This window comes from Collinsella sp. BM28, assembly GCF_054551995.1.
Map to the genome: position 1 here is coordinate 536,694 of NZ_JBTOLJ010000001.1, position 23,761 is coordinate 560,454.

General features: G+C 62.0%; 16 protein-coding genes. 12 read left to right on the forward strand and 4 right to left on the reverse strand.

Annotated elements, in window-relative coordinates; translation table 11 throughout:
* Window positions 1-10 precede the first annotated feature (10 nt).
* Together uvrB and ACX9NZ_RS02260 are read left to right on the forward strand one after the other, a co-directional pair.
* Complete coding sequence (gene uvrB, locus ACX9NZ_RS02255) at window positions 11-2,251, forward strand: excinuclease ABC subunit UvrB (protein WP_407495745.1); 2,241 nt, start codon at window positions 11-13, stop codon at window positions 2,249-2,251.
* Between the two features lie 57 nt (window positions 2,252-2,308).
* On the forward strand, window positions 2,309-2,887 hold the full coding sequence (locus ACX9NZ_RS02260) for a hypothetical protein (RefSeq protein ID WP_118654013.1): 579 nt from the start codon (window positions 2,309-2,311) through the stop codon (window positions 2,885-2,887).
* On the opposite strand, the gene ACX9NZ_RS02265 is transcribed toward ACX9NZ_RS02260, so the two are convergent.
* From ACX9NZ_RS02265 to ACX9NZ_RS02275, 3 genes are read right to left on the reverse strand one after another with little or no spacing between them, the layout of a single operon-like run.
* A complete protein-coding gene (locus tag ACX9NZ_RS02265) occupies window positions 2,884-4,533 on the reverse strand; it encodes an NAD(P)/FAD-dependent oxidoreductase (protein WP_118654012.1) in 1,650 nt (549 codons plus the stop codon). The genes ACX9NZ_RS02260 and ACX9NZ_RS02265 overlap by 4 nt on opposite strands.
* Window positions 4,527-5,864: an FAD-dependent oxidoreductase gene (locus ACX9NZ_RS02270; protein ID WP_233546202.1), complete on the reverse strand. Its 1,338-nt coding sequence runs from the start codon at window positions 5,862-5,864 to the stop codon at window positions 4,527-4,529. Before ACX9NZ_RS02270 ends, ACX9NZ_RS02265 begins: the two co-directional genes overlap by 7 nt.
* 11 nt (window positions 5,865-5,875) lie before the next feature.
* A complete protein-coding gene (locus tag ACX9NZ_RS02275; RefSeq protein ID WP_294160255.1) occupies window positions 5,876-6,724 on the reverse strand; it encodes an Mrp/NBP35 family ATP-binding protein in 849 nt (282 codons plus the stop codon).
* Between the two features lie 287 nt (window positions 6,725-7,011).
* Between ACX9NZ_RS02275 and ACX9NZ_RS02280 the strand changes: the two genes are divergently transcribed.
* From ACX9NZ_RS02280 to murJ, 4 genes are all read left to right on the forward strand, one after another.
* Window positions 7,012-7,761 (forward strand): SDR family NAD(P)-dependent oxidoreductase, encoded by a 750-nt coding sequence (locus tag ACX9NZ_RS02280; RefSeq protein ID WP_118654010.1) that lies wholly within the window; start codon window positions 7,012-7,014, stop codon window positions 7,759-7,761.
* Window positions 7,762-8,071: 310 nt separating this feature from the next.
* On the forward strand, window positions 8,072-10,951 hold the full coding sequence (gene uvrA, locus ACX9NZ_RS02285; protein ID WP_294122858.1) for an excinuclease ABC subunit UvrA: 2,880 nt from the start codon (window positions 8,072-8,074) through the stop codon (window positions 10,949-10,951).
* Between the two features lie 134 nt (window positions 10,952-11,085).
* The gene (gene ybaK / locus ACX9NZ_RS02290) at window positions 11,086-11,586 is read left to right on the forward strand and encodes a Cys-tRNA(Pro) deacylase (protein ID WP_407495749.1); all 501 of its coding nucleotides are present in this window, start codon (window positions 11,086-11,088) and stop codon (window positions 11,584-11,586) included.
* 4 nt (window positions 11,587-11,590) lie between these two features.
* A complete protein-coding gene (gene murJ / locus ACX9NZ_RS02295) occupies window positions 11,591-13,564 on the forward strand; it encodes a murein biosynthesis integral membrane protein MurJ (RefSeq protein WP_407495751.1) in 1,974 nt (657 codons plus the stop codon).
* Here murJ and cuyB read toward each other — a convergent pair.
* Window positions 13,561-14,271 carry a cysteate racemase gene (gene cuyB / locus ACX9NZ_RS02300; RefSeq protein ID WP_118654006.1) on the reverse strand — a complete coding sequence of 237 codons (711 nt, stop codon included), beginning with the start codon at window positions 14,269-14,271 and terminating at the stop codon, window positions 13,561-13,563. The genes murJ and cuyB overlap by 4 nt on opposite strands.
* A 150-nt stretch (window positions 14,272-14,421) precedes the next feature.
* Here cuyB and ACX9NZ_RS02305 point away from each other — a divergent pair, with 150 nt between their 5' ends.
* The 6 genes from ACX9NZ_RS02305 (at window position 14,422) to ACX9NZ_RS02330 (ending at window position 23,681) form a co-directional block, all read left to right on the forward strand.
* Entirely contained in the window at window positions 14,422-15,684 is a 1,263-nt protein-coding gene (locus tag ACX9NZ_RS02305; RefSeq protein ID WP_407495753.1) for a carboxylate--amine ligase, read from the forward strand.
* A 108-nt stretch (window positions 15,685-15,792) separates the two neighbouring features.
* Window positions 15,793-17,757 carry an excinuclease ABC subunit UvrC gene (gene uvrC, locus ACX9NZ_RS02310; RefSeq protein ID WP_330005906.1) on the forward strand — a complete coding sequence of 655 codons (1,965 nt, stop codon included), beginning with the start codon at window positions 15,793-15,795 and terminating at the stop codon, window positions 17,755-17,757.
* Between the two features lie 348 nt (window positions 17,758-18,105).
* Complete coding sequence (locus tag ACX9NZ_RS02315) at window positions 18,106-19,716, forward strand: ABC transporter substrate-binding protein (protein WP_118654003.1); 1,611 nt, start codon at window positions 18,106-18,108, stop codon at window positions 19,714-19,716.
* A 122-nt stretch (window positions 19,717-19,838) separates the two neighbouring features.
* A complete protein-coding gene (locus ACX9NZ_RS02320; protein ID WP_118654002.1) occupies window positions 19,839-20,798 on the forward strand; it encodes an ABC transporter permease in 960 nt (319 codons plus the stop codon).
* 3 nt (window positions 20,799-20,801) lie between these two features.
* Complete coding sequence (locus ACX9NZ_RS02325) at window positions 20,802-22,859, forward strand: dipeptide/oligopeptide/nickel ABC transporter permease/ATP-binding protein (protein WP_118654001.1); 2,058 nt, start codon at window positions 20,802-20,804, stop codon at window positions 22,857-22,859.
* Window positions 22,860-23,681 carry an ABC transporter ATP-binding protein gene (locus ACX9NZ_RS02330; protein WP_294122845.1) on the forward strand — a complete coding sequence of 274 codons (822 nt, stop codon included), beginning with the start codon at window positions 22,860-22,862 and terminating at the stop codon, window positions 23,679-23,681. It begins immediately after the preceding gene.
* Window positions 23,682-23,761 lie beyond the last annotated feature (80 nt).

The following is a 23,761-nucleotide window of genomic DNA, read 5'->3' on the forward strand; positions in this document are numbered from 1 at the left end:
ATGGTGCGGTATGGCCGATTTTGAAGTTGAGCGTGTGGGTGGTGAGCTTCGGCGATTCGGAGTCAGCGGTACGTCGGCCTCCTTTGAGGTGGTCTCGCCGTTTGAACCTTCGGGCGATCAACCGGAGGCGATTGCCTCGCTCGTTGAGGGTGTGGAACAAGGTGATCGCTACCAGGTTCTCCTTGGTGTAACAGGATCAGGTAAGACCTTTACGATGGCCAAGACAATCGAGGCTCTTGGAAAGCCGACCTTGGTCATGGCTCCGAACAAAACGCTCGCCGCGCAGCTTGCGAGCGAGCTCAAGGAGTTCTTTCCGCATAATTCGGTTGTGTATTTCGTCTCCTATTACGATTACTACCAGCCCGAGGCGTACGTACCTTCCAGTGACACCTATATCGAGAAGGACTCTTCGATCAATGAAGAGGTCGAGATGCTTCGGCATCAGGCAACGGCAAGCTTGCTGTCACGCCGCGATGTGATCGTGGTCGCCTCCGTCTCGTGTATCTACGGTATCGGTTCGCCTGAGGATTACGCGGGCCTTGCCCCCAATGTGGACAAGAAGGTTCCATTGGAACGCGATGAGTTCATCCATGCTCTCATCGATATTCAGTACGATCGCAATGACTACGACCTGTCGCGCGGAACGTTCCGCGTGCGTGGTGATGTGGTCGATGTGTATCCACCCTATGCCGAGCATCCGTTGCGATTCGAGTTCTTTGGCGATGAGGTCGAGGTGATTGCCGAAATCGACGAGGTGACCGGAGAACTCCTGCGCGAGTACGACGCCATTCCCGTTTGGCCGGCATCGCACTATGTGACCGAGAAGCCCAAGGTGACGGCTGCGCTCAAATCAATCGAAGAGGAGCTTGAAGAGCGCGTGGCAGAGCTTAAAGCCAACGACAAGCTTCTTGAGGCGCAGCGGTTGGAACAGCGGACGAGCTACGATCTCGAAATGCTGGAGACCATGGGTTTCACGACGGGTATTGAAAACTACTCGCGCCATCTTGATGGCCGAAAGCCCGGCGAGCCCCCCTTCACCCTCATCGACTACTTCCCCAAGGACATGCTCTGCATCATAGATGAGAGTCATGTGACTGTGCCTCAAATTCGCGGTATGCACGAGGGCGATCGCTCGCGCAAGGTGACGTTGGTCGAGCACGGTTTCAGGTTGCCCTCCGCTCTGGACAATCGACCGCTGAGGTTCGATGAATTCGAGGCTCGGATTCCACAATTCATTTACGTGAGCGCGACGCCGGGCGATTACGAGCTGCGCGTGAGTCAGAATAATGTTGAGCAAATCATTCGTCCTACCGGCTTACTCGATCCAAAGATCGACGTACGTCCGGTACGTGGGCAAATCGATGACCTTATCGATGAGATCCGCGAGCGCGTCGCTCGGCACGAACGCGTGCTGGTGACGACACTTACCAAGCGCATGGCCGAAGATTTGACGGACCATCTGCTTGATGCGGGTATTCGCGTTAATTACATGCACTCAGATACGGCGACGATGGATCGCGTTGAGATCCTGCGGAGTCTTCGTCAGGGGAAAATCGACGTGCTCGTGGGCATTAACTTGCTGCGAGAGGGTCTTGACCTGCCAGAGGTGTCCCTCGTCGCCATTTTGGACGCCGACAAAGAGGGCTTTCTGCGCAATCGCCGCTCGCTTATCCAAACTATCGGCCGCGCGGCACGCAATGCCGAGGGCGAGGTCATCATGTATGCCGACACGGTGACCGACTCGATGCGCGAGGCAATTGACGAGACGAGCCGACGTCGTGCCATCCAGATGCGTTTCAACGATGAGCGTGGAATCAGGCCGCAAACGGTGCGCAAGGCAATCAGCGATATCTCGAGTTTTATCGCCGAAGCTGAGGAAAATGTGGGCAAAAAAGACCGCTCCCGCGGAGACAGCCTTGGTCACGGAGCCTTTTTCTCTCCTGTCGAGTCGACAGCGTCTGGAGCGGATGGTGGTCCCACAACGGGGGAGCGCCTTGCCAACGAGCTCTCGGAGCTGCCTCACGATGAGTTGATGCGCGTGATCGCCACCATGGAGGAGGACATGCGCGCCGCATCCGAGGCTATGGACTTTGAGGAAGCGGCCCGCTTGCGCGATGCCGTGGTGAGCCTCAAGGCGATGGTAGAGGGTACCAGTGAGGACGAGGTTATCGAGGCGCTTCGCAAGAGCGCCCGCAAGGGGTCTGCGTTCGCATCTGGCCGCAAGCGCCAGGGTACCCGATTCAAGAAGTAGGATGGTATACTTATCCTCGGGAAAACGTGCGGCGAAAGCCGTTGGGGAGGGATGGACATGACTAATTTCGATGCGATATTCGACCGCTTGCATGGGCTCTCATGGAGCCATGCGGTAATGGCCGCCGCCTGCTTCGTACTGGGTTGTGCGCTGTTTGTCGCACCGCTTTGGGATTATGCCGACACGATGAGCGCATTGCACCTGCTATCGTGGTTTGGCATTGGCGCGGGTGCACTCTCGGTGATCGGCGCATTTGCCTCCACGGCCCCGTTCACCCTGCGGGGTGCCGAGCCTGCTGTGGGTGCCCTTCTGCTTGTTTCCGGACTGTGGACGTTGAACTTCCCGGTCGCGGCGGGTGCGCTCAAGATCTCCCTCTTCGCCACGTGTGCTTTCATGGCTCTGTATATCCTCGTCACTGCCGTTGCTATGGAGTGCCGCGGCGTCGGTCGCTGGACGGTGCAGGTCGCCGTTGCGGTTGCCGCTCTCTTGGCCGCGTTTGCCGGGCTGTTTGGCTTGTTCGGCGCCGCGGGGATGCTTCCCGCGTTCGCCCTCGCCCTCTACGTGGCGGCATGGGGTTTCGTGTATGCAGCCGTCTCGCTTTCCGTTTCGGGCGGAGTCGAGGGTGCCCGCGGTTAAAGAGTCGACAAAAGGGCCTGTGCGCAGCGGATGCCGTCAGTTGCGGCGCTCATGATGCCACCCGCGTAGCCCGCACCCTCGCCGCAGGGATAGAGACCGGGAGTGCTGACGGAGACGCAGTTCGCACGATCGCGGACAACCGTGACGGGTGAGCTTGAGCGCGTTTCGGGTGCGGTGAGGACGGCGTCTGGATCATCGTAGCCCTTGAGCTTGCGCCCAAGCACCGGAATGCCCTCGCGTAGCGTTTCGGTGACGTGCGCCGGCAAGATGCCCTCAAGGGAGCCCCAGGTAACGCCTCTCGGATAGGTTGGCTCAATGCGTCCGTGGCCCGTGCTAGGCTGACGGGAGAGAAAGTCCCCGACTGTTTGCGCCGGCGCGCGATAGGCTCCGCCTCCGAGCTCGAATGCACACTGTTCACAGGATCGCTGCAGATGCATGCCCGCGAGCGGATTATCGCCGGGAAGATCGTTGGGCTCGATATTGACGAGGAGCGCCGCGTTGGCGTTGCGGCCGTTGCGTGCGCTGAGGCTCGCCCCGTTTGTCACCACGCCGCCCGGCTCTGATGCGGCGGCGACGACTTCGCCGCCGGGGCACATGCAGAAGGAGAAGAGGCTCCTGCCGTTTTTGAGGTGCGCGACGAGGCTGTAGGGAGCCGCGCCGAGCGAGGGATGCCCCGCTGCCGTGCCATAGAGGGCATTGTCAATATCGACTTGCAGATGTTCGATACGGACCCCCATGGCGAAGGTCTTGCGTGCGAGCGAGACATTGCGGCTAAGCAAGAGCTCGAAGACGTCTCGCGCGGAATGACCGCAGGCAAGAATGAGGTGTGAGGCGGGAAGATGCTCTCTTCGCCCGCCATGTTCGACGGTGATTCCGGCTATCTTCCCCTGGTCATCCATCGTGACGTCGACGAGCTTGGTGCGGAAGCGGACCGTGCCGCCGCAGGCGCGAATGCGGTCGATCATATGAGTGACGACGGTGGGAAGAACATCTGAGCCGATGTGCGGTTTGGCGTCCCAGAGAATGTCGCGCGGTGCGCCCGCCTCGACCAAAGTCCTCAGCACGAGACGGTGCAGGGGATTCTTGGTGCCCGTGTTGAGCTTGCCGTCGGAGAACGTTCCAGCGCCGCCGAGGCCGAACTGGATATTGGAGGCGGGGTCGAGTTCGCCCGTGGCGTTGAAGCGCGCGACTGCATCGGTGCGCCGCTCTGCGTCGTCGCCCATCTCAATGAGCAGAGGAGAGAGGCCTGCTTCGGCTAAGGTGAGCGCGGCGAAGAGTCCCGCGCATCCAGCTCCCACCACGATGGGTTGAGGATGGGGTTCGTTGTGCGAGGAACGCGTGAAGCCGTGCTCAAATGTGGGCTCGGAGAAATCAACCACACGTACGCGCCGCGCATCACGGGTGGAGACGCTCTCGATGAGCTCGAGTTCATCGAGGGCCGGGTCGACCTCAAAGCGTGCGCTCAGGGTGAAGTGCACCTGTGCCTTTTTGCGCGCATCAATCGACTTGCGATGAAGCGTGACGCTACGGAACGTCTTTGGGTCGCAGCGGAGTAACCGTGCGGCCTCGCGTTTGCATACGTCGAGGCAGCTCGCCTCCGTTGCGCCCTGCTTAAGCGAGCAAGGGATTTCCGAAATCTCTAGCATGAAGTTCCTTTCGAGGCGCACAGGCCCGCACGCATGCCCGACGCCCATGCCCATGCGAGGTTGTAACCTCCGCAATCGGCATCCATATCCAGCGCCTCTCCACATGCGAAGAGGCCGCTGGGAGATGTTCCGTCGTGAAAGCTCACAATGCCGCACGTCTCGAGGTTTACGGACGAAAGGGGGATGCCGCCGCGGTGTATGTGCGCTTGTGCATGTTCCGTCGTTCCATGGACGCGGAAGCGCAGGTGGTGAAGGAGGGTGGCGGCGTGTGCCATGGGATCGGCGGAGTCGTTGAGCATGGCGCAAAGCAGAGACGCAAGAGGACGGGCGACCAAGCCGTCGAACCACGATGCATCGCCGCAGCACGACCCGATGCTGCTGGCGCGCGAGCGGAGGAGCTCGGTCATGTCGGCTTGGCCCAGGCTGGGAAAGAGGTCGAGTTCGATGATGTCACCGGGCTCGATCCTCCGGGAGAGGTTGAGCGCCGCTATTCCGGAGATGCCATAGGGGCGGAAGAGGACCTCGCCTGCCTCGGACGCAATGACGGCGCCCTCGCGCATGAGCGAAAGCGCGCCTTCGACCCTCAGCCCGTCGAGATGCTCGAGGGCGAGTGCGTGCCGTGTCGCGCCTGGTGCGTTGGAATCGATTTCGCAGGCGATGGGACATAGGACGGGAATTTCATTGAGGTGTGCAAGGCGGAAGACCTCGCACGTGGATGCCGAGCGCCCGCCGACCGCGATGATGACCCGTCGAGCATGGAGCGTCCGTTCGGTGCGCTCTGCAACGGCGAGTGCCTTGCGCGCGTTGCGAACGCGAGCCTTGGCATCGCGCCCCTGCTTGAACGAGAGTGCGGCAGCGGGAACGCTCAATGTGAGGTCCCAATAGCCGGATGGAGACGTGCATGGAGCTGCGTGCGAGACGGTCGCACAGGTGAGAATGTCGACCCCGAGACGACTGCATGCGTTGAGGAGTACATCGCGTACGGATTCGGCCCGACGTGTCACGGGGTAGAGGCGCCCTTCGCCTTCCTCGGCGAGCATGAGCCCCAGACGCTCGAAAAAGTCGGCGATATCCCGCTCTGCGTGCGCACCGAACATGGCTCGTGCCGCATCTTCATGCAAGAAATGCCGGGGTGCCAGCCTGGCATTGGAGATATTGCAGCGGCCGTTGCCGGTGGCGAGGATACCCAAACCCGCCTCGACGTCTGCCTCCACGATGCAGCAGCGGGCGCCGGCGCGCGCTGCGGTGATCGCCGCGGCGAGCCCACTTGCGCCTCCGCCGATGATGGCGACGTCGTAGATGACGTCGCCGTTCTTCGTCCGCTTGTCCACGCCCACGGTTGTTACGCCGAGGCTTCGCCGGAGTCGGCGGGTTCCACGTGCTCCGGCACTTCGCTGACCTTGGCAAGCGCGCGGGGAAGGAGGCCCGATGGCAGATCGGCCTCGATGGAGCCCGCGTCGCAGGCGGCGGCGAGGGCGGGATTGATGGGAAGACGGCCGAGGACCTCGAGGCCGTATTGCTCGGCAACGGCGTCAAGCTTGCTGGGCCCAAAGACCTCGATTTTCTTGCCGCAATCGGGGCACTCCACGTAGCTCATGTTCTCGACCACGCCAAGGACCGGGATGTTCATCTTCTCTGCCATGTTGACGGCCTTGGCAACGATCATGGAGACGAGATCCTGCGGGCTCGTCACGATAACGATGCCGTCGACGGGAAGGGATTGGAAAACGGTGAGGGCGACGTCGGCGGTGCCGGGAGGCATGTCGACGAGCAGATAGTCGAGCGGGCCCCAGGAGGTCTCACTCCAGAATTGGCGGATGGCGCCGGCGATCACGGGGCCGCGCCAAAGAACGGGATCGGTCTCGTTTTTAAGCAGGAGGTTGCTCGACATGACCTTTACGCCGTGCTCGGAAATCTCGGGCAGTAGCAGGTTGCCCAGGCCCATGGCGTGGCGACCGCTCATGCCGAACATCTTGGGGATAGACGGGCCGGTGATATCGGCATCCAAAATGCCGACCTTGTGGCCGCCACGTGCCAGCTCAACGGCGAGAGACCCCGTCACAAGGGACTTTCCAACGCCGCCTTTGCCGGAAAGCACGGCGATAACGCGCTTGACCTCGGACAGGTTGTTCTCCTCAAATTCCTGCGGCGCGGACTGTCCGCCCGCCGCGGTTGCGTGCTCACAGCTCATGTGCGCATCCTTTCCTCATGATGCATAACTTTTTCCATTGTACCCCGAAGCGATTCGCATCCGATTGGCTCCAGGTTTTGCGCCGAGAAGCCGCGAGGATCTGATGTTTCTTCAGGCCGTCATTCCCAATCGGGTGCATGCTCCCCGCGCGACCTGTTTGACCGTCTGCCGAGGGACGGCTTGCCGTAGGGAGACAAAGCGGCGTTCCCTGTACGGGCTATTCGCTATAGTGGAAAAGATGGGCGCCGAGCATAGGGTGCGCCCCGTATTCGAAAGGGGAGCACGCTATGTTGCTCGAAGGCAAGAAGGCAATCATCACCGGCGGCACTCGCGGTATCGGCTACGCCATCGCGGCCCGCTTCATTGAGGAGGGCGCTTCCGTGACCGTGTTCGGTTCTCGTCAGGAGACGGCCAATCACGCGGTCGATCAGCTGCTCGCTACGTATCCCGAAGCCAAGGTCTGGGGCCGCACGTGCGACCTCGCCTCCCTCGACGCCGTGACCGAGGCGTTCCACGCCGCCGCCGAGGACATGGGCGGCGTCGACACGATCGTCAACAACGCCGGCATCTCCCAGTCCACCCCGCTGCTCGATTACACCGCCGACGAATGGCAGAAGGTCATGGACCTCAACGTAACCGCGGTCTTCAACGGTTGCCGCGCCGGCGCCCAGCTCATGATCGAAGCGGGTCACGGCGGCACCATCACCACCACCAGCTCCATGGTCTCCAAGTACGGTCAGCCCTCCGGCTGTGGGTATCCGACCTCCAAGTACGCCGTCAACGGCCTCACGCAGAGCCTGTCTCGCGAGCTTGCCCCCAAGGGCATCCGTGTGAACGCCGTTGCCCCTGGCGTCACTAAGACCGATATGGTTGCCGCACTGCCCGAAGAGGTCATCAAGCCGCTCATCGCCACCATCCCGCTCGGTCGTATCGGCGAGCCCGAGGACGTCGCCAATGCCTTTGTCTACTTGGCGAGCGACATGAGTTCCTACGTGACCGGCGCGGTCATTCCCGTTGATGGTGCTGCTCGCAGCTAAGCGCACCTCGCAGGCACGTCCACACTTAGCGGTTACGTGCGCTAAGAGCGCCCATTTGCAGCGCGCATAACCATACAGGCGACTCAGCGGCCCGGGAACGATCCCGGGCCGTTTTGCTCTTCGTGCCGGGCCCGCGCCGAGGATTGCGGTCTTGGGGCTATCGAGCACCCCGCCAAATCGAACAAAGCGTGCAGGAAACGTGGGCTCTCTCCAAGCGAACAGGCGTGCGCCGCGGTGGCGGTACACTAAAGGGTCGGATACGAATGTGTCCATAGAACATATCCGAATTCACGTCAGATAAGGACCTTCCATGTCTGATTCCTCCATCGTCATCAAAGGCGCCCGCGAGCACAACCTGCAGGATATCGATGTCGAAATCCCGCGCGACAAGCTCGTGGTGATCACGGGCCTTTCCGGTTCGGGTAAGTCGAGCCTCGCCTTCGATACCATCTATGCCGAGGGACAGCGCCGCTATGTCGAATCGCTGTCCAGCTACGCCCGCCAGTTCCTGGGTCAGATGGACAAGCCGGATCTCGACTCCATCGACGGCCTGTCGCCGGCGGTCTCCATCGACCAGAAAACGACCTCGAAGAACCCCCGTTCCACCGTGGGCACCGTCACCGAGATCTACGACTACCTGCGACTTCTGTACGCGCGAATCGGTATTCCGCATTGTCCCGAGTGCGGCCGCGAGATCGAGCGCCAGACAACCGACCAGGTTGCCGACAAGATCCTCGAGGCAGGGCAGGGCCGTCGTGCCCTTGTGCTCGCCCCCGTGGTTCAAGGCCGCAAGGGCGAGTTTGCCAAGCTGCTCGAGGACCTGCGCGCCGAGGGCTTTTCGCGCGTGCGTATCGACGGCGAGGTCCGCGGGTTGGACGAGACCATCGAGCTCGATAAGAAGTTCAAGCACACCATCGAGGTCGTGGTGGACCGCATCGTGATCCGCGACACGAGCTTGGGTCGCATCGCGGAATCTGTGGAGCAAGCGACCAAGCTCGCTCACGGCAACGTGAGCGTTTACCTGCTGCCCGATCGCGACGCGCCGGAAGGCACCGAAGGCGACCTGCTCACCTACTCGCTCGCACTCGCCTGCCCCGAGCACGGGCATTCCATCGACGACCTGCAGCCGCGCGACTTCTCCTTCAACGCTCCCTATGGCGCCTGCCCCGAGTGCGATGGCCTGGGCTTCAAGAAGGTCGTGGACGCGGAGGCCCTCATCGAGGACCCGAACCTTTCCATCGAGGATGGCGTGTTCGGCAGCTTCTTCGGCAAATCGAACTATTATCCGCAGATCTTCCGTGCGCTGTGCTTGCATCTGAAGGTCGACCCCGCCACGCCTTGGAAGGATCTGCCCGCCCGCGTGCGTAAAGTGTTCCTCGATGGCATGGGTGACAAGAAGATGCGTGTGGACTACCACACGCAGGACGGCCGCGATACGCACTGGTTCACCAAGTATTCCGGCGTGCGCAACATTTTGTACGAGCGTTATGTCGAGACCACCAACGAGAACACCAAGGCGAAGCTCGAGCGGTATATCCGCGAGGAGCCCTGCACCACCTGCAAGGGAGCGCGCCTGCGCCCCGAGATGCTCGCCGTCACGGTGGGCGGCAAGTCCATTTACGAGGTCTGCTGCATGAGCTGCCGCGAGTCGCTTGCGTTCTTCAAGGGCCTCGAGCTCACCGAGCGCGAGGCGTTCATAGGCCGTGCCATCGTCAAGGAAATCATCGAGCGCCTGCGCTTCCTCGTGGACGTCGGCCTTGACTACCTCACCCTCGACCGCGCCTCCGCCACGCTCTCGGGTGGCGAGGCCCAGCGCATCCGCCTGGCCACGCAGATCGGTGCCGGCCTCATGGGCGTGCTCTACATCCTAGACGAGCCCTCGATTGGCCTGCACCAGCGTGACAACGAACGACTCATCGCCACGCTCGAGCGTCTGCGTGACTTAGGGAATACCGTAATCGTGGTCGAGCATGACGAGGACACCATTCGTGCCGCGGATTACGTGGTCGACATGGGGCCCGGTGCGGGCGAACACGGCGGCAAGGTGGTGTGCGCCGGCACGCCGGAAGAGATCATGGCCTGTCCGGATTCTTGCACGGGAGCCTACCTCACGGGCGCGCGCATGGTGCGTCTTCCCGATGAGCGCCGCAATCCTGGGCGCGGCGCGCTCAAGATCACGGGCGCCAAGGCGAACAACCTGAAGAACGTCTCCGCCCAGATCGAGTTCGGCACGCTCACCGTGGTGACGGGCGTCTCGGGTTCGGGCAAGAGTTCGCTGGTCACAGATACGATTGCTCCTGCCCTCACCAACGCGGTGCACCATTCGACGCGCGTGGTGGGGCCGTACAAGACCCTCGAGGGCATCGACCAAATCGACAAGGTCATCGATATCGACCAGAGTCCCATTGGTCGCACGCCGCGCTCCAACCCCGCGACCTATATCGGCCTGTGGGATGATCTGCGCGCGCTGTTCGCCAGCGTGCCGGAGTCCAAGGCGCGCGGTTACTCGCCTGGGCGCTTTTCCTTTAACGTGCCCGGCGGTCGCTGCGAGGCATGCAAGGGCGATGGTCAGATCAAGATCGAGATGCACTTCCTGCCCGATATCTACGTGCCGTGCGAGGTCTGTGGCGGCAAGCGCTACAACCGCGAGACACTCGAGGTGCGCTACCGCAACAAGACCATCGCCGATGTGCTCGACATGAGTGTGACCGAGGCGCTTGCCTTCTTTGGCAACATCCCGCAGATCAAGCGCAAGCTGCAGACCCTCTACGATGTCGGCCTGGGCTACGTGCGCTTGGGCCAGCCCGCCACCACGCTTTCCGGTGGCGAGGCGCAGCGCGTGAAGCTCGCCAAGGAACTGCACCGCAAGCAGACGGGCAAGACGTTCTATATCCTGGACGAGCCCACCACGGGCCTGCACTTCGAGGATGTGCGCCAACTCGTCGACGTGCTCCAGCGCTTGGTGGACGCCGGCAACACGGTGCTCGTCATCGAGCACAACCTCGACGTGATCAAGGTGGCCGACCGCATCATCGACCTCGGCCCCGAGGGCGGCAACGGCGGTGGGCGCATTGTGGTCTCGGGCACGCCCGAGAAGGTCGCCGCGTGCAAGAAGAGCTACACGGGCACATTCCTCAAGCCCCTCCTCGAGCGCGACCGCATGCGGATGGCGGCAATCCCTGGTGCCTGATCTTGACGTTCAAGCTGCCGCTCGCGTGCTCGCCCGCGGCAGCTCTTACACGGTAATCTCGGGCATCTGAGGCATCCTCGACGAGCGGAGCACCCCTCCTTCTCACGTCGTTTTTGGAACATGGGAGGTCGTTTATGGCCAAGCCGGCCAAATTGCAGAAGACCAACGCGATGCGCGAACTCGAGCGCGCCGGTATCGCCTTCACGGTTCATACCTATGAGGACGATGGCGAGGAGGCGCGGGGCCTGGGCGAGGCGATAGCCGAGCAGCTGGGCGAGGATCCCGGCCAGGGCTTCAAGACCCTCGTCACGGCGGGCGCGTCGGGCGCGCATGTGGTGTGCTGCGTGCCCGTTGCGGGGGAGCTCGATTTCAAGGCGGCTGCTCGAGCGGCGGGGGAGAAGGCGCTTGCCATGCTCCCAACCAAGCAGCTCACCGATGTCACGGGCTACGTGAGGGGCGGATGCTCCCCTGTGGGTATGAAGAAGCGCCTCCCCGTTGTCATTGACGAGACATGCCAGTTGTATGATGAAATTTTCATTTCGGGCGGTCGACGCGGTGTTCAACTTGCGCTCGCGCCCGATGACCTGATTGCATTCATCGGGGCGATCGTCGCCCCGATCGTGAGGGAGAGGTAGTCGCATGGCTCACGACGACGAAGCGTCACGCCCGGCCGGAGCTCACTTCGCGCAGCGCCCGACAATCGATCCGCGCGCGCCTCAGCGCCCGGATGAGACATCCCAATTCATCATGGCGGCTCAGGCGGGTGCTTCCTCCATGCGAGGAAACCGTCCCGTCTCACCCGATGAGACTGCCGTGTTCCTGCGTGCTGCGGCCTCACGCGATGCCGCTCCTGCCCCCCGGTTCGAGCCTGCGTCTATGGATGCATTTGACGAGACGAACGTATTCGACGAGATTCAGCCCGAGCCTGTCGCCCCAGTCGAGCTTTCCGAGCCGCAAGACACCTCCGTTGAGGAGGAAGACCTTAGCCAGTCCGACTATGAGCAGGCTGGACGCTCGGCGGGCATGATGACCGCCCTCATCCTGGTGAGCCGTCTCACCGGCTTCGTGCGCACGTGGGCGATGGGCGCCGCGCTCGGCCTGTCCCTGCTCTCGTCTTCCTATCAGATCGCCTACAACCTGCCAAGCATGCTCTATGAGCTTGTGATCGGCGGCATGCTCATCACGGCGTTCCTGCCGGTCTACCTCGAGGTACGCCGCGAACGTGGAGTCGCGGCGGGCAACGAGTACGTGGGCAATCTTCTCGGTATTCTGCTGCTCGTGCTGGGCGTCGCATCGGTTGTCGCCACCATCGGCGCGCCTGCGGTGATTTGGACGCAATCGTTCATGAGCGCCGACACCGGGCAGATGGACACGGCGATTTACCTCTTCCGCTTTTTCGCCATCGAGATCCTGTTCTATGGCCTGGGCTCGGTGTTCTCGGGTGTGCTCAATGCGCATCGTGATTACTTCTGGAGCAATTTCGCCCCGGTGTTGAATAACGTCGTGGTCATCGCGAGTTTCGCCGCATTCTTCGTCCTTGACGAGGTCCTCCACGTCGACCAGATCATCAGCGTCACTGTGCTCGCCGTGGGTACGACGCTCGGCGTGTTCATCCAGATGGCGTGCCAGATCCCCGCGTTGAAAAAGCACGGGGTGCATCCGCGCCTGCACGTTGATTTCTCCGACCCCAATCTGCGCAAAACCCTGGCCCTGGGCATCCCCACGCTCGCCGCGACGGTTTGCGCCTTCATAACCGCCAGCGTCCAGAATGCGGCTGCTCTGAACGTCCAACCCGAGACGGGCGCCTCGGTGGTGGCCTATTCGCGCCTGTGGTACACGCTGCCCTACGCCCTGTTCGCCGTCCCCATCACGACCGCCCTCTACACCGAGCTCGCCCGTGACGCGGCGCGCCACGATGACGATGCCGTGCGCGAGGGCGTCGCCCGGGGCATCGCGCAGATGCTCTTCATCCTCATCCCATTCGCGCTGTACCTCATCGTGTTCAGCGAGCCGCTCAATATGGTGTATTGCGTGGGCAAATTCGGGCTCGAAGGTGTGAGTCTGGTGAGCGAATACCTTTGCTGGCTCGCTCCGGCGCTGCCCATTTACGGCGTATGCGTCTTGCTCCAGAAGAGCTGCTCCGCCCTTATGGACATGAAGCCCTATGCCTTCTCGACCGTGCTCGGCGCCCTTGCGCTCGTCGTGGTCGCCTTGGGCGGCGGCGTGGCCTTGGGCGGCGGCATGCCCGTCATCGCATTTGCGACGAGCGCCTTTTACATCGTCGCCATCGTCATCACGTTGGTGTGGATGCGCAGGCGCCTCCACGGGCTGATGCTCGGCACCATGGCTCGGGGCCTGTTCTTCGGGCTCATCTTGGGTGGGATCGGCGCCGTGGCTGGCTGGGGCGCGATGCAGGCCCTCCAGTCGATTTTTGGCCCCATCATCATCCAGTCGGCGACGGGTCCAGTTGCCGCCCCCATTCTCAAGACGGTCGGCTATATCGCCGTCGCGGGTATCGTGTCCCTGATCGTGACGTTTGTGCCCGCGGTTGTCATGAAACTGCCCGAGGCGAGCATGTTCACCTCGATTCTCCGACGCTTTGCGCGTCGTTAGCGGTGGTGCTCGAGGTAATACGAAACGCAGCGGTCGGCGAGGACGTCCATCGAGTCGATGAGGTAATCGGGTTTATGCGTGAGGTCCTGATAGACGACTGATAGCTCGGTGCAGCCCACGATCACCGCATCGCACCCGTTCTCGTGCATTCGCCGTGCGAGGTCGAGGAACGCCGTGGGGTCGTAGGGGAGGTTTCGCTTGACGCGGTCGTAGATAAGCGGCATCACGATGCCGCGCTGGTCCTTCTCGCTCGGCGCCATCACCGAGAGTCCCGCATCGGACAGATAGCTTTGGAACACCCCGGAGGACAACGTGCCATCGGTCGCAAGGAGGCCGATGGTCGCGTGCTCCCCATGCATCTCGACGATTCGGGCGGTCGTTTCCCGCATGATGTTGAGTACGGGGACCGTCGCGCTTTCGGCGATCTGTTCGTAGAAATAGTGGGCGGTGTTGCAGGGAATCGCGATGAAATCGGCACCTGCGCGCTCGAGCCACAGCACGACGCGCGTCATCTCCGGAAGGGGATTGGGATTGCCGCCATCGAGGATATAGGCAGTGCGATCCGGGATCTGAGGGTCGTTGAAGACGATCATGGGGATGTTGTCCTGGTCGCAGCTGGCCGGCGTCTTCTTGATGACGAGCTCCATGAAGTATGCGGTCGCCAGCGGGCCCACGCCCCCAAGCACGCCGAGAACAGGCTTATGCATGTTTTGCTCCCTCGATGGTCTCTTGCTCACGGTAGGTCGAGTCGCGCCCCGGGCCTGCCGATAAAGGGTAGAATGCGGGGTCGATGGAACGTTCGCGCCGTACGCGGTCCCACGCGACGGCGTCCATTATAGCGAAGGGATTTGTAGCTTATGAGACCCGCCCGCCCCGCCCAAAGCGACCTGCCGCGCGTGCTCGCTCCCGTCATCTTGGGGTCCGATTTCTGCTGCTATTCATATATCCGCTGCTTCTGGGAGGCGTATGGCGTCAAGCCGATCGTCCTGGCGTCTGCGGACATCAAGTCGGTGCGCAGCCGGTTTTGCGACTACCGCGTCATCCCCGGCATCGACAAGCCAGAGGTCTGCCTGCCTGAGCTCGCGCGCTTGGGCGATGAGCTCATCGCCGCGGGCAAGGTCCCGTTCCTCGTGGGCTGCGGCGACCATTATGCCCGCCTGGTGTCCGAGAACAAGCCCCAGATTGAGGAGCGCTGGTACACGCCCTACCTCGACTTCGAGCTTCTCGACGACATCACGCAGAAGGAGTGCTTTTACGAGATCTGCGAGGAGATCGGCGTTCCGTACCCCAAGACGGTCTACCTCGATTGCGGCGACAAGACCGCGACGGTGGACGACGGCGGCTTCATGTATCCAGTGATCGCCAAGCCGTCGAACTCGGCTGCCTGGCACTACGCCGAGTTCGAGGGGCAGCAGAAGGTGTACCTCATCCACAGCCGCGAACAGCTCGAGGCGCTCTATAAGCAGCTCCAGGAGACGACCTACGACAAGCTCCTCATCGTCCAGGAGTTCATCCCGGGCGACGATACGCAGATCCGCATTCTGTCGACGTACCTGGACGCCGCCGGCGATCCCATCTTCATGGTGGGTGGCCGCGTGATGGTGGAGGACCACTCCCCAACTGCCATCGGCAATCCGGCGGTGATCGTGTCCGAGCAGCTCGATGCCGTGAGCAACGACGCCCTGCGCTTCATGCGCCATGTGGGGTATCGCGGCATGGCGAATTTCGACGTCAAGTACGACGAGCGTGACGGCACGTACAAGTTCTTCGAGATCAACACCCGCCCCGGCCGTAGCTCCGATTTCGTGCGTCAGGCGGGCATCAACTTCGCCCAAGTCCAGGTGGACGATGTCCTCATGGGGGAGAAGCGCGCCCGCATCTCCAACACCAAGCCCTTCATCTACACCACGGTCCCTCCCTATGTGGTCAAGCGCTCCATTGACGACGCCGCGATTCGCAGACAGGTCCTCGATGGTTTCCGCTCCGGGCTCACCCATTACGCCCTCGATTGGGATAAGGACTGCCTGGGTCAGCGCTTCTGGTCGAAGGTGACCTACTACCACCAGATTGACAAGTTCCGCAAGTACTTCTGGGGCGACGGCGCCAAGGACTTGGCGTAACGCCGTCCGTCCAGCGGCCCAACGGCCCGAGCGCCTGAATTCCGAGGACCTATGGCAGATCCGAATACAACGCCGTCAAAGTTGCAGGTAGCGCACCCCGGCGTGCATATGCCCGTAGCGCCCTTCTCCGTGAGGGCGGCAAGCGAGCATGTGCGCGAGCAGGGCGCCGGGCATGCCCCGAGTCTTGTGGATCAGGTGGCGAAGGTGCCCACCGATCCCGGGTGTTACCTGTGGAAAGACGCCGATGGCGCCGTCATATACGTGGGCAAGGCCAAGAACCTGCGCGCGCGTCTTCGCCAGTACGTGACGCTCACCGACGATCGCGCCAAGATCCCGCTCATGATGCAGCTCGTAGCCTCGTTCGACTACATCGTGGTCGAAAGCGAGCACGAGGCGCTTGTGTTGGAGCGCGAGCTCATCGCTCAGTATCATCCGTACTTCAACGTCGATTACAAGGACGATAAATCCTATCCGTATATCGCCATCACGCGCGGGGACCTGTTTCCCGCCATCAAGTACACGCGTGAACGGCATCGCCCGGATACGCGCTATTACGGTCCCTACACCGATAGTCGCGCCGCGCGAGAGACGATCGACACGCTGCGCAAGGTGTGTCCTGTCTGCTCCGCCTCGTGTGCGGAGTGGAAGCGCGTGCGCCGTCTGCTCGACAAACGCCCCGCAGATGCCGACGTTATCGAGCTCATATGCGCACAAAAGGGGCGCCCGTGCTTTGACTACCATGTGGGAAGGGGCCCGGGCGTATGCGCCGGGATGATCTCATCGGACGAGTACGCCAAGAACGTGCGCCGTGTCGAGCGCTTCCTGTCCGGTCAGCGTCGCGAGCTCACGAATGAGCTCAAGGTGGACATGGCGGATGCCGCGGCCTCACTTGATTTCGAACGCGCGGGGCGCATCAAGCGTCGGCTCGAGGTCATCGACGGCCTGGACGATCGACAGCAGGTCGTGTTTCCCACGGGCGTCGACCTCGATCTTATAGGCTTTTACCGTGAGGAGACCATTGCCGGTGCCTGCGTTTTCGTGGTGCGAGAGGGACGAGTTCAGCGCACGTGCGAGTTCATCTTGGACAAAGGCTTCGATGTGGATGAGGCTGAGCTCGTCGCGGGCTTTGTAAAACGCTATTACGATGAGACCGCCGACATTCCGGGTGAGGTGGATGTGCCGGTTGAGCTTGCCGACGCCGAGGTGATGGGGGAGTGGCTCGCCGCCAAACGCGGTCGTGCGTGCCGTCTGCATCATCCGCAACGGGGCGAAAAGCGCCGGCTGCTCGATATGGCGGCCAAGAACGCCCGGCATGCCCTCATGCGTTACATGATGCGAACGGGGTATTCCGACGATCGCACGAACCAGGCTCTGCTGCAGCTTGAGAGTGCGTTGGCCCTCGACGCGCCTCCCCTGCGCATCGAGTGCTTCGATATCTCGACCCTGCACGGCGCGTTCACCGTCGCCTCGATGGTCGTGTTCACCAATGGAAAACCCGACAAGTCTCAGTATCGCCGGTTCAAGATCCGGGCAGAGCTCGACGAGGCGAACGACTTCGTATCCATGTCCGAGGTCCTGGGACGGCGTTATGCACCCGATCGGATGGCAGATGAGCGCTTTGGCAGCCGACCCGACCTGCTTGTGGTCGACGGTGGCAAGCCGCAACTTACCGCTGCGATGCGGCAGCTCGCCGAGCTCGGGCTCGACATTCCCGTCTGCGGCCTTGCGAAGGCGGACGAGGAGGTGTTCGTCCCTTGGGATGACACTCCCATTGTGCTGCCGAGCGGCTCGGCGTCGCTGTACCTCATCAAGCAGGTGCGTGACGAGAGCCACCGGTTCGCCATCACGTTCCACCGCGAGCTGCGCGGCAAGGCCATGACGACCTCGATTCTGGATGAGGTCCCCGGCGTGGGTCCTACGCGGAAGAAGGCGATTATGCGCCACTTCGGCTCCATGAAGAAGCTCCGCGCGGCGCGTGTCGAGGAAATCGCGGCGGTGAAGGGCGTTCCCGCGGACGTGGCGCGGGCGATCTATGAGAGCCTGCGCGCACTGGATGCCGATCGTTCCGAGTAGCCCGGAGTATCTCCGGGCTCGGGGAGCACGCTGGTCGTCCCGTGTATGAAACTGGTATGAAATGTGGCAGGTTAAAAGATAGGTTTTCGATGAGTCTTAATACCAGTGAAACAAAGCAATAAGCTGCGCACTTTAGATAAATAAAGCGCTAGAATCCAGAACTGGTATTAGCGCTAGTACCAATACTGGGGAATGTCAAGAATCTCGTGAACGGTTCGATTTGCCGCCTGCGCGGAAGTCGAACCGTTCATCGAAGGGATTCTCAAAAAGCAAGGAGGTGCCGTTAGTCTTAACTTGTCTGTAATATGCGCCGCGGATGCGGCATATGAGCGCTTGATTGGAGTACCCATGCGCGATCTTCTGAACAAGGGTCTGTCCCGCCGCTCCTTCATCGGTCTCGCCGGTGGCACCGCTGCCGTTGCGGGCCTCGGCCTTGCCGGATGCGGCGGCGGTGGCAACGATGAGGGTTCCGCTCCTGCCGAGGGCGGCACCAAGGGTGGCGGCGTGATCACCGCCGGCTCCGCTTATACCACCACCAACTTCGACCCCTCCAGCACCTCCTCCGCTCTCGCTTGCGGCACCAACTGGCATGTCGTCGAGGGCCTCTATGGTCTTGACTTCCATGACTACAGCGTGTTCAACGAGCTTGCAGCCGACGATCCCGAGCAGGTCGACGACACCACCTTCGATATCGCCCTGCGCGAGGATGCCAAGTTCTCCGACGGCAATCCCGTCACCGCAGACGACGTCGTCGAGTCCTTCAAGCGCGCCAACGCCGACGGCAACATCTACGTTCCGATGCTCGCTCCTATCGCCGATATCGTGAAGAAGGATGACACCACCGTCACCGTTACCACCACGGTCCCGAACTTCTCGCTGCTCAAAGAGCGCCTCGCTATCGTCCGCGTGGTTCCCGCCTCCTCCACCAAGGAGGACATGACCGCCAAGCCCGTCGGCTCCGGCCCCTGGATGTATGAGACCATCAGTGACTCCGTTGTCGAGATGGTTCCCAACCCCGAGTACAACGGTGATCACCCGGCTCTCGACGAGAAGCTGCACTACGACATCCTCGTCGACCCGACCGCCCGCGTTCAGGCCCAGCAGGAGGGCACCACGCTCGTTATGGAGATGGTCACCGCTGACGCCGTCGATCAGCTCCAGTCCGCTGGTTGCCAGATGGACACCGTCGACGGCTTCGGCACCCGTTTCATGCTCTTCAACACCCAGAAGGCCCCGTGGGACAACGTCAAGGCCCGTCAGGCCATCATGTACGCCCTCGATTACGACAAGATGATCGAGAACGCGTTCGCCGGCCTCGCCACCGCCCCCACCTGCTACCTGCCCAGCAGCTACACCAACTACCATGAGGCCGGCACGGTCTACACTCACGATGTCGACAAGGCTAAGTCGCTTCTGGAGGAGGCCGGCGTGACCGGTGGCTCCATCAAGCTCCTCACCACCGACAACGAGCAGGTCAAGAGCATGTCCGTCCAGGTTCAGCAAGACCTCAAGGAGCTTGGTTTCGAGGCTGAGATCGTGACCCGCACCTCCGCCGACACCTATGCCGACATCGACGGCGGCGGCGATTTCGACCTCCTCCTCGCCCCTGGTGATCCTTCCTGCTTCGGCGCCGACCCCGACCTTCTCATGAACTGGTGGTATGGCGACAACGCTTGGATGAAGGTCCGTGCCCGCTGGAGCGAGTCCGCTGAGTGGAAGGAGCTCACCGAGCTCATGGCTTCCGCTCTCGGCCAGACAGGCGATGAACAGCAGGAGACCTGGAACAAGTGCTTCGACATGATCGCCGAGCAGGCCGTCCTCTACCCGGTGCTCCAGGTCAAGACGGTCACCGCCTCTTGGCGCGACACCCCGAACGGCGAAGGTGTCCGCATCGACGGCTTCAAGGGTATCGGCACCACCGGTATGTCCTTCATCGACTGCGCCACGGTTTCCGAGTAGACCGTATCATCGCAGTTTGCCCATCCTCTGTGGATGAGATGAGTACATGAACGTGGGGGGCTCGGGAGACGTGGTCTGCCCGGGTCCCCCACAAGTCATTTGCAAGTGAAGAGGGGGAAGTAGTGAATAACCTTTTGCGCCTCATCGGTCGACGTCTCGTCGCGCTGCCCATCATGGCGCTCGGCGTCACGCTGCTGGTGTTCGGCCTTATGTCGTTCACCGATCCGAGTATTCCTGCCCGCAATGCGCTTGGAGAGGGCGCATCGCAAGAGGCAATCGAGCAGTATATGGACGAGCAGGGCCTCAACGACCCGCTTCCCGAGCGGTATGTCAACTACATTGGTGGACTGCTGCAGGGTGATTTGGGCACGTACGGTGCCGGCCGCACGCCCGTTATCGACCGCATCTCGACGGCTTTGCCCGTTACGATGCAGCTCACGTTCATCGGCTTGATCATTGGCGCCGTCGTCTCGTTCGTGCTCGGCGTCATCGCCGCCCTGTATCGCGATAAATGGCCCGATCAACTCATCCGCGTGTTCTCGATCGCCGGCATCGCCACGCCGTCGTTCTGGTTCGCCGTTTTGCTGATTCTGCTGTTCTCGTCTTACATGGGTGTTCTTCCGGCGTCCGGCCCGCTGCCGCACTTCACCGCCAATCCCGGTGGGTACCTGGCCCGTATGCTCATGCCCGCCGTCGCCCTCGCGTTCCCGCTCACGGGCCAGATGACCCGTATTGTGCGTACCGCTATGGTCGAGGAGCTCGATAAGGATTACGTGCGCACGGCCCGCGGCGGCGGCCTTCCCGAGTTCGTCGTCATCGCGCGCAACGTGTTGCGTAACGCCCTCATCACGCCGGTCACCACGCTCGGCCTCAAGATCGGATACCTCATGGGCGGTGCCGTCGTCATCGAGGTCATCTTCAACCTGCCCGGCATGGGCACGGCCATCCTCGCTGGCATCACGGGCGGCGAGACCATGCTCGTCCAGGGCGTCGTCATTGTCGTGGCTCTGGCCTTCGTCATCATCAACATCGTGGTTGACATGTTGTACCTGCTCATCAACCCGCGCATTAGGACGGTGTAGGCCATGGTTAAGATTCGTGAAGAGCAGACCTCCAAACTCGAGGAGGCTGCTTCCAAGGGCATGAAGTTCGGCGGCTTCAAGAACATGAAGATGAGTAGCAAGATTTCGCTCATCCTTCTCGTTCTTGTGGCGCTCACCGCCATCTTGGCTCCGATCATCGCTCCGCATGACCCGCTCGAGATCTTTACGGCGCGTCAGGCTCCGGGCAACGGTTTCTTGTTCGGCACCGATGACAAGGGCCGCGACATCTTGTCCCGCATGCTGTACGGCGGGCGCTACTCGCTCGTCATCGGCTTTGGCGCCACCCTGTTCGCGTTGTTCTTCGGCTCGATCATCGGAGCCATCGCCGCGGTTGCCCGCAAGAGCATCTCCGAGGTCATCATGCGCCTGCTGGACATCATCATGTCCGTGCCCGGCATCGCCCTCGCCGCCGTCCTCGTGTTGATCTTGGGCAACTCCGTTCCCGCGATCATCTTCTCCATCGGTTTTATGTACACGCCGCAAATCGCCCGCATCGTGCGTGCGAACATCGTTTCGGAGTACGGTGAGGACTACGTTCGCGCCGTCATTGTCTCCGGTGCCCAGGCTCCGTGGATCCTTATCAAGCACGTCCTGCGCAACTGCATCGCCCCGATTATGGTCTTCACCGTGACCCTCGTGGCAGACGCCATCATCTTCGAGGCCTCCCTGACCTTCATCGGGGCCGGCATCACCGAGCCCACGGCCACGTGGGGCAACATCTTGGCAGATGCTCGCGGCGGCGTTCTCGCCGGTCGTTGGTGGCAGGCACTCTTCCCGGGCATCGCCATCATGGTCACCTGCCTTGCTCTGAACATCCTATCCGAGGGCCTCACCGACGCCATGGCAGCCAAGCCCGGCGCAATGGTCGCCACCGATGACGAGGACGCGGAGTCCCGCCGTGCCGACGATATTCTCGCCTCCGACCCGGTTCGCGCTTACGCCGAGCAGGCCGAGAGCCTCAATCGCCGCCTGGCTGCCCTGCGCGACGTGGAGCTCAAGCGCACGGATCGCCACGTACCCGACTTGAGCGTCCCGCCGCTGCTGCGGGTCAAGAACCTCTCGATCAACTTCGACCACCACGGCGACGTCAATGTCGTCGACAGCGTGTCCTTTGACGTGCGACCGGGTCAGTGCATGGCTTTGGTGGGTGAGTCCGGATGCGGAAAGTCCATCACCACCAAGGTCATCATGAGCCTGACCGATGCCGATGAGCATATGACTGGCGAGGTCCTCTTCGATGGTCAGGATCTTCTCAAACTGACCAAAGAAGAGCACCGTCAACTTCTCGGGCACGAGATCGCCATGGTGTATCAGGACGCCTTGTCCTCGCTCAATCCCTCCATGCTCATCTCGGCTCAGATGAAGCAGCTCACGAGCCGTGGCGGCACCCGTTCCGCCGAAGAGCTCCTCGAGCTCGTCGGCCTCGATCCCAAACGCACGCTCGAGAGCTATCCCCACGAGCTCTCTGGCGGCCAGCGCCAGCGTGTGCTCATCGCCATGGCCCTCACCCGCGATCCCAAGCTCGTCATCTGCGACGAGCCCACGACCGCCTTGGACGTGACCGTCCAAAAGCAGGTCATCAAGCTTTTGAACGACCTGCAGTCCCAGCTCGGCTTCGCCATGATCTTCGTCTCCCATGACCTCGCGCTCGTCGCCGAGGTGGCAAGCGAGATCACGGTCATGTACGCCGGCCAGGTCATCGAGCAGGCGCCTACCAAGGAGCTCCTCACCAACCCGATCCACGAGTATACGCGCGGCCTGCTCGGCTCAGTGCTCTCCATCGAGGAGGGCGCTAAGGACGGCACGCGCCTGCACCAGGTTCCCGGTTCGGTCCCGTCCCCACAGGATTTCCCCAAGGGCGATCGCTTCGCTCCGCGCTCGAGCCATCCGACGCTCGGCCTAGACGTCCATCCCGTCATGAAGCAGCTGCCCGGCAAGAACCACGTGTTCTCCGAGTTGCCTGACGCGTATCTCAAGGAGAACGGCCTCACGCCGTATCTTGAGAAGATTGCCACCACGACCGCACAGGAGGTGATGTAGATGAGCGCCGCCGCTGAGAAGGAGCCGATCATCTTCCTCGACGACATCTCCGTCACGTTCAAGACGCGCACCGGCTCGCTTTTGCATCCCAATCTGGTGCACGCCGTCAATCACGTCACCATCAAGCTCATGCCCGGCGAGACGATCGGCATTGTGGGCGAGTCCGGTTGTGGCAAGTCCACCACCGCGAACGTCATGTGCGGCCTGCAGTCGCCGACGTCCGGCAAGGTCTATTTCAAGGGCGAGGACGTGACCAAGCGCACTGCCGACCTGCGTCGCAAGATGGGTCGCGTGGTCTCCGTCGTCTTCCAGGACCCCGCCACCGCGCTCAACCCGCGCATGATCGTTCACGACCAGCTACTCGACCCGTTGCTCGTCCATAAGGTCGGCAGCACCGCCGAGCAGGAGAAGCGCATCAAGGAGCTCGTCGAGCTCGTCGGCCTGCCCAAGAGCGCGCTTCGTGCCATGCCCGGCCAGCTTTCCGGCGGTCAGCGCCAGCGCGTCGCCATCGCCCGTGCGATGTCGCTCAACCCGTCCGCTATCATCGCAGACGAGCCGACATCCGCCCTCGACGTATCAGTCCGCGCACAGATTCTGAATCTGCTCACCGATCTTAAGAAGGACCTGGGCCTGTCGATGATGTTCATCTCGCATGATATTCAGACGGTTCGCTATATCTCCGATAAGATCGTCGTCATGAATCACGGCCAGATTATGGAGGAGGGGCCGGCAAAGCAGGTCTTTGAGAACCCGCAAGACCCCTACACAAAGATGCTGCTCGGTGCAGCGCCCTCGCTGCTTCACCCGAACCTCGGGAAATAAGCGGCTGTCAGTCGCGGCGCGTACGGGCCTCGTGCGCGCCGCCTTTCTTCGCGGGCATGCGCGAAGTATGCCTTTTGCGA

Excerpts from the sequence above, each read along its gene's own strand:
- uvrB (WP_407495745.1), top strand. The coding sequence starts at position 11 with ATGGCCGATTTTGAAGTTGAGCGTGTGGGTGGTGAGCTTCGGCGATTC.
- ACX9NZ_RS02260 (WP_118654013.1), top strand. The coding sequence starts at position 2,309 with ATGACTAATTTCGATGCGATATTCGACCGCTTGCATGGGCTCTCATGG.
- ACX9NZ_RS02265 (WP_118654012.1), bottom strand. The coding sequence starts at position 4,533 with ATGCTAGAGATTTCGGAAATCCCTTGCTCGCTTAAGCAGGGCGCAACG.
- ACX9NZ_RS02275 (WP_294160255.1), bottom strand. The coding sequence starts at position 6,724 with ATGAGCTGTGAGCACGCAACCGCGGCGGGCGGACAGTCCGCGCCGCAG.
- ACX9NZ_RS02280 (WP_118654010.1), top strand. The coding sequence starts at position 7,012 with ATGTTGCTCGAAGGCAAGAAGGCAATCATCACCGGCGGCACTCGCGGT.
- uvrA (WP_294122858.1), top strand. The coding sequence starts at position 8,072 with ATGTCTGATTCCTCCATCGTCATCAAAGGCGCCCGCGAGCACAACCTG.
- ybaK (WP_407495749.1), top strand. The coding sequence starts at position 11,086 with ATGGCCAAGCCGGCCAAATTGCAGAAGACCAACGCGATGCGCGAACTC.
- murJ (WP_407495751.1), top strand. The coding sequence starts at position 11,591 with ATGGCTCACGACGACGAAGCGTCACGCCCGGCCGGAGCTCACTTCGCG.
- cuyB (WP_118654006.1), bottom strand. The coding sequence starts at position 14,271 with ATGCATAAGCCTGTTCTCGGCGTGCTTGGGGGCGTGGGCCCGCTGGCG.
- ACX9NZ_RS02305 (WP_407495753.1), top strand. The coding sequence starts at position 14,422 with ATGAGACCCGCCCGCCCCGCCCAAAGCGACCTGCCGCGCGTGCTCGCT.
- uvrC (WP_330005906.1), top strand. The coding sequence starts at position 15,793 with ATGCCCGTAGCGCCCTTCTCCGTGAGGGCGGCAAGCGAGCATGTGCGC.
- ACX9NZ_RS02315 (WP_118654003.1), top strand. The coding sequence starts at position 18,106 with ATGCGCGATCTTCTGAACAAGGGTCTGTCCCGCCGCTCCTTCATCGGT.
- ACX9NZ_RS02325 (WP_118654001.1), top strand. The coding sequence starts at position 20,802 with ATGGTTAAGATTCGTGAAGAGCAGACCTCCAAACTCGAGGAGGCTGCT.
- ACX9NZ_RS02330 (WP_294122845.1), top strand. The coding sequence starts at position 22,860 with ATGAGCGCCGCCGCTGAGAAGGAGCCGATCATCTTCCTCGACGACATC.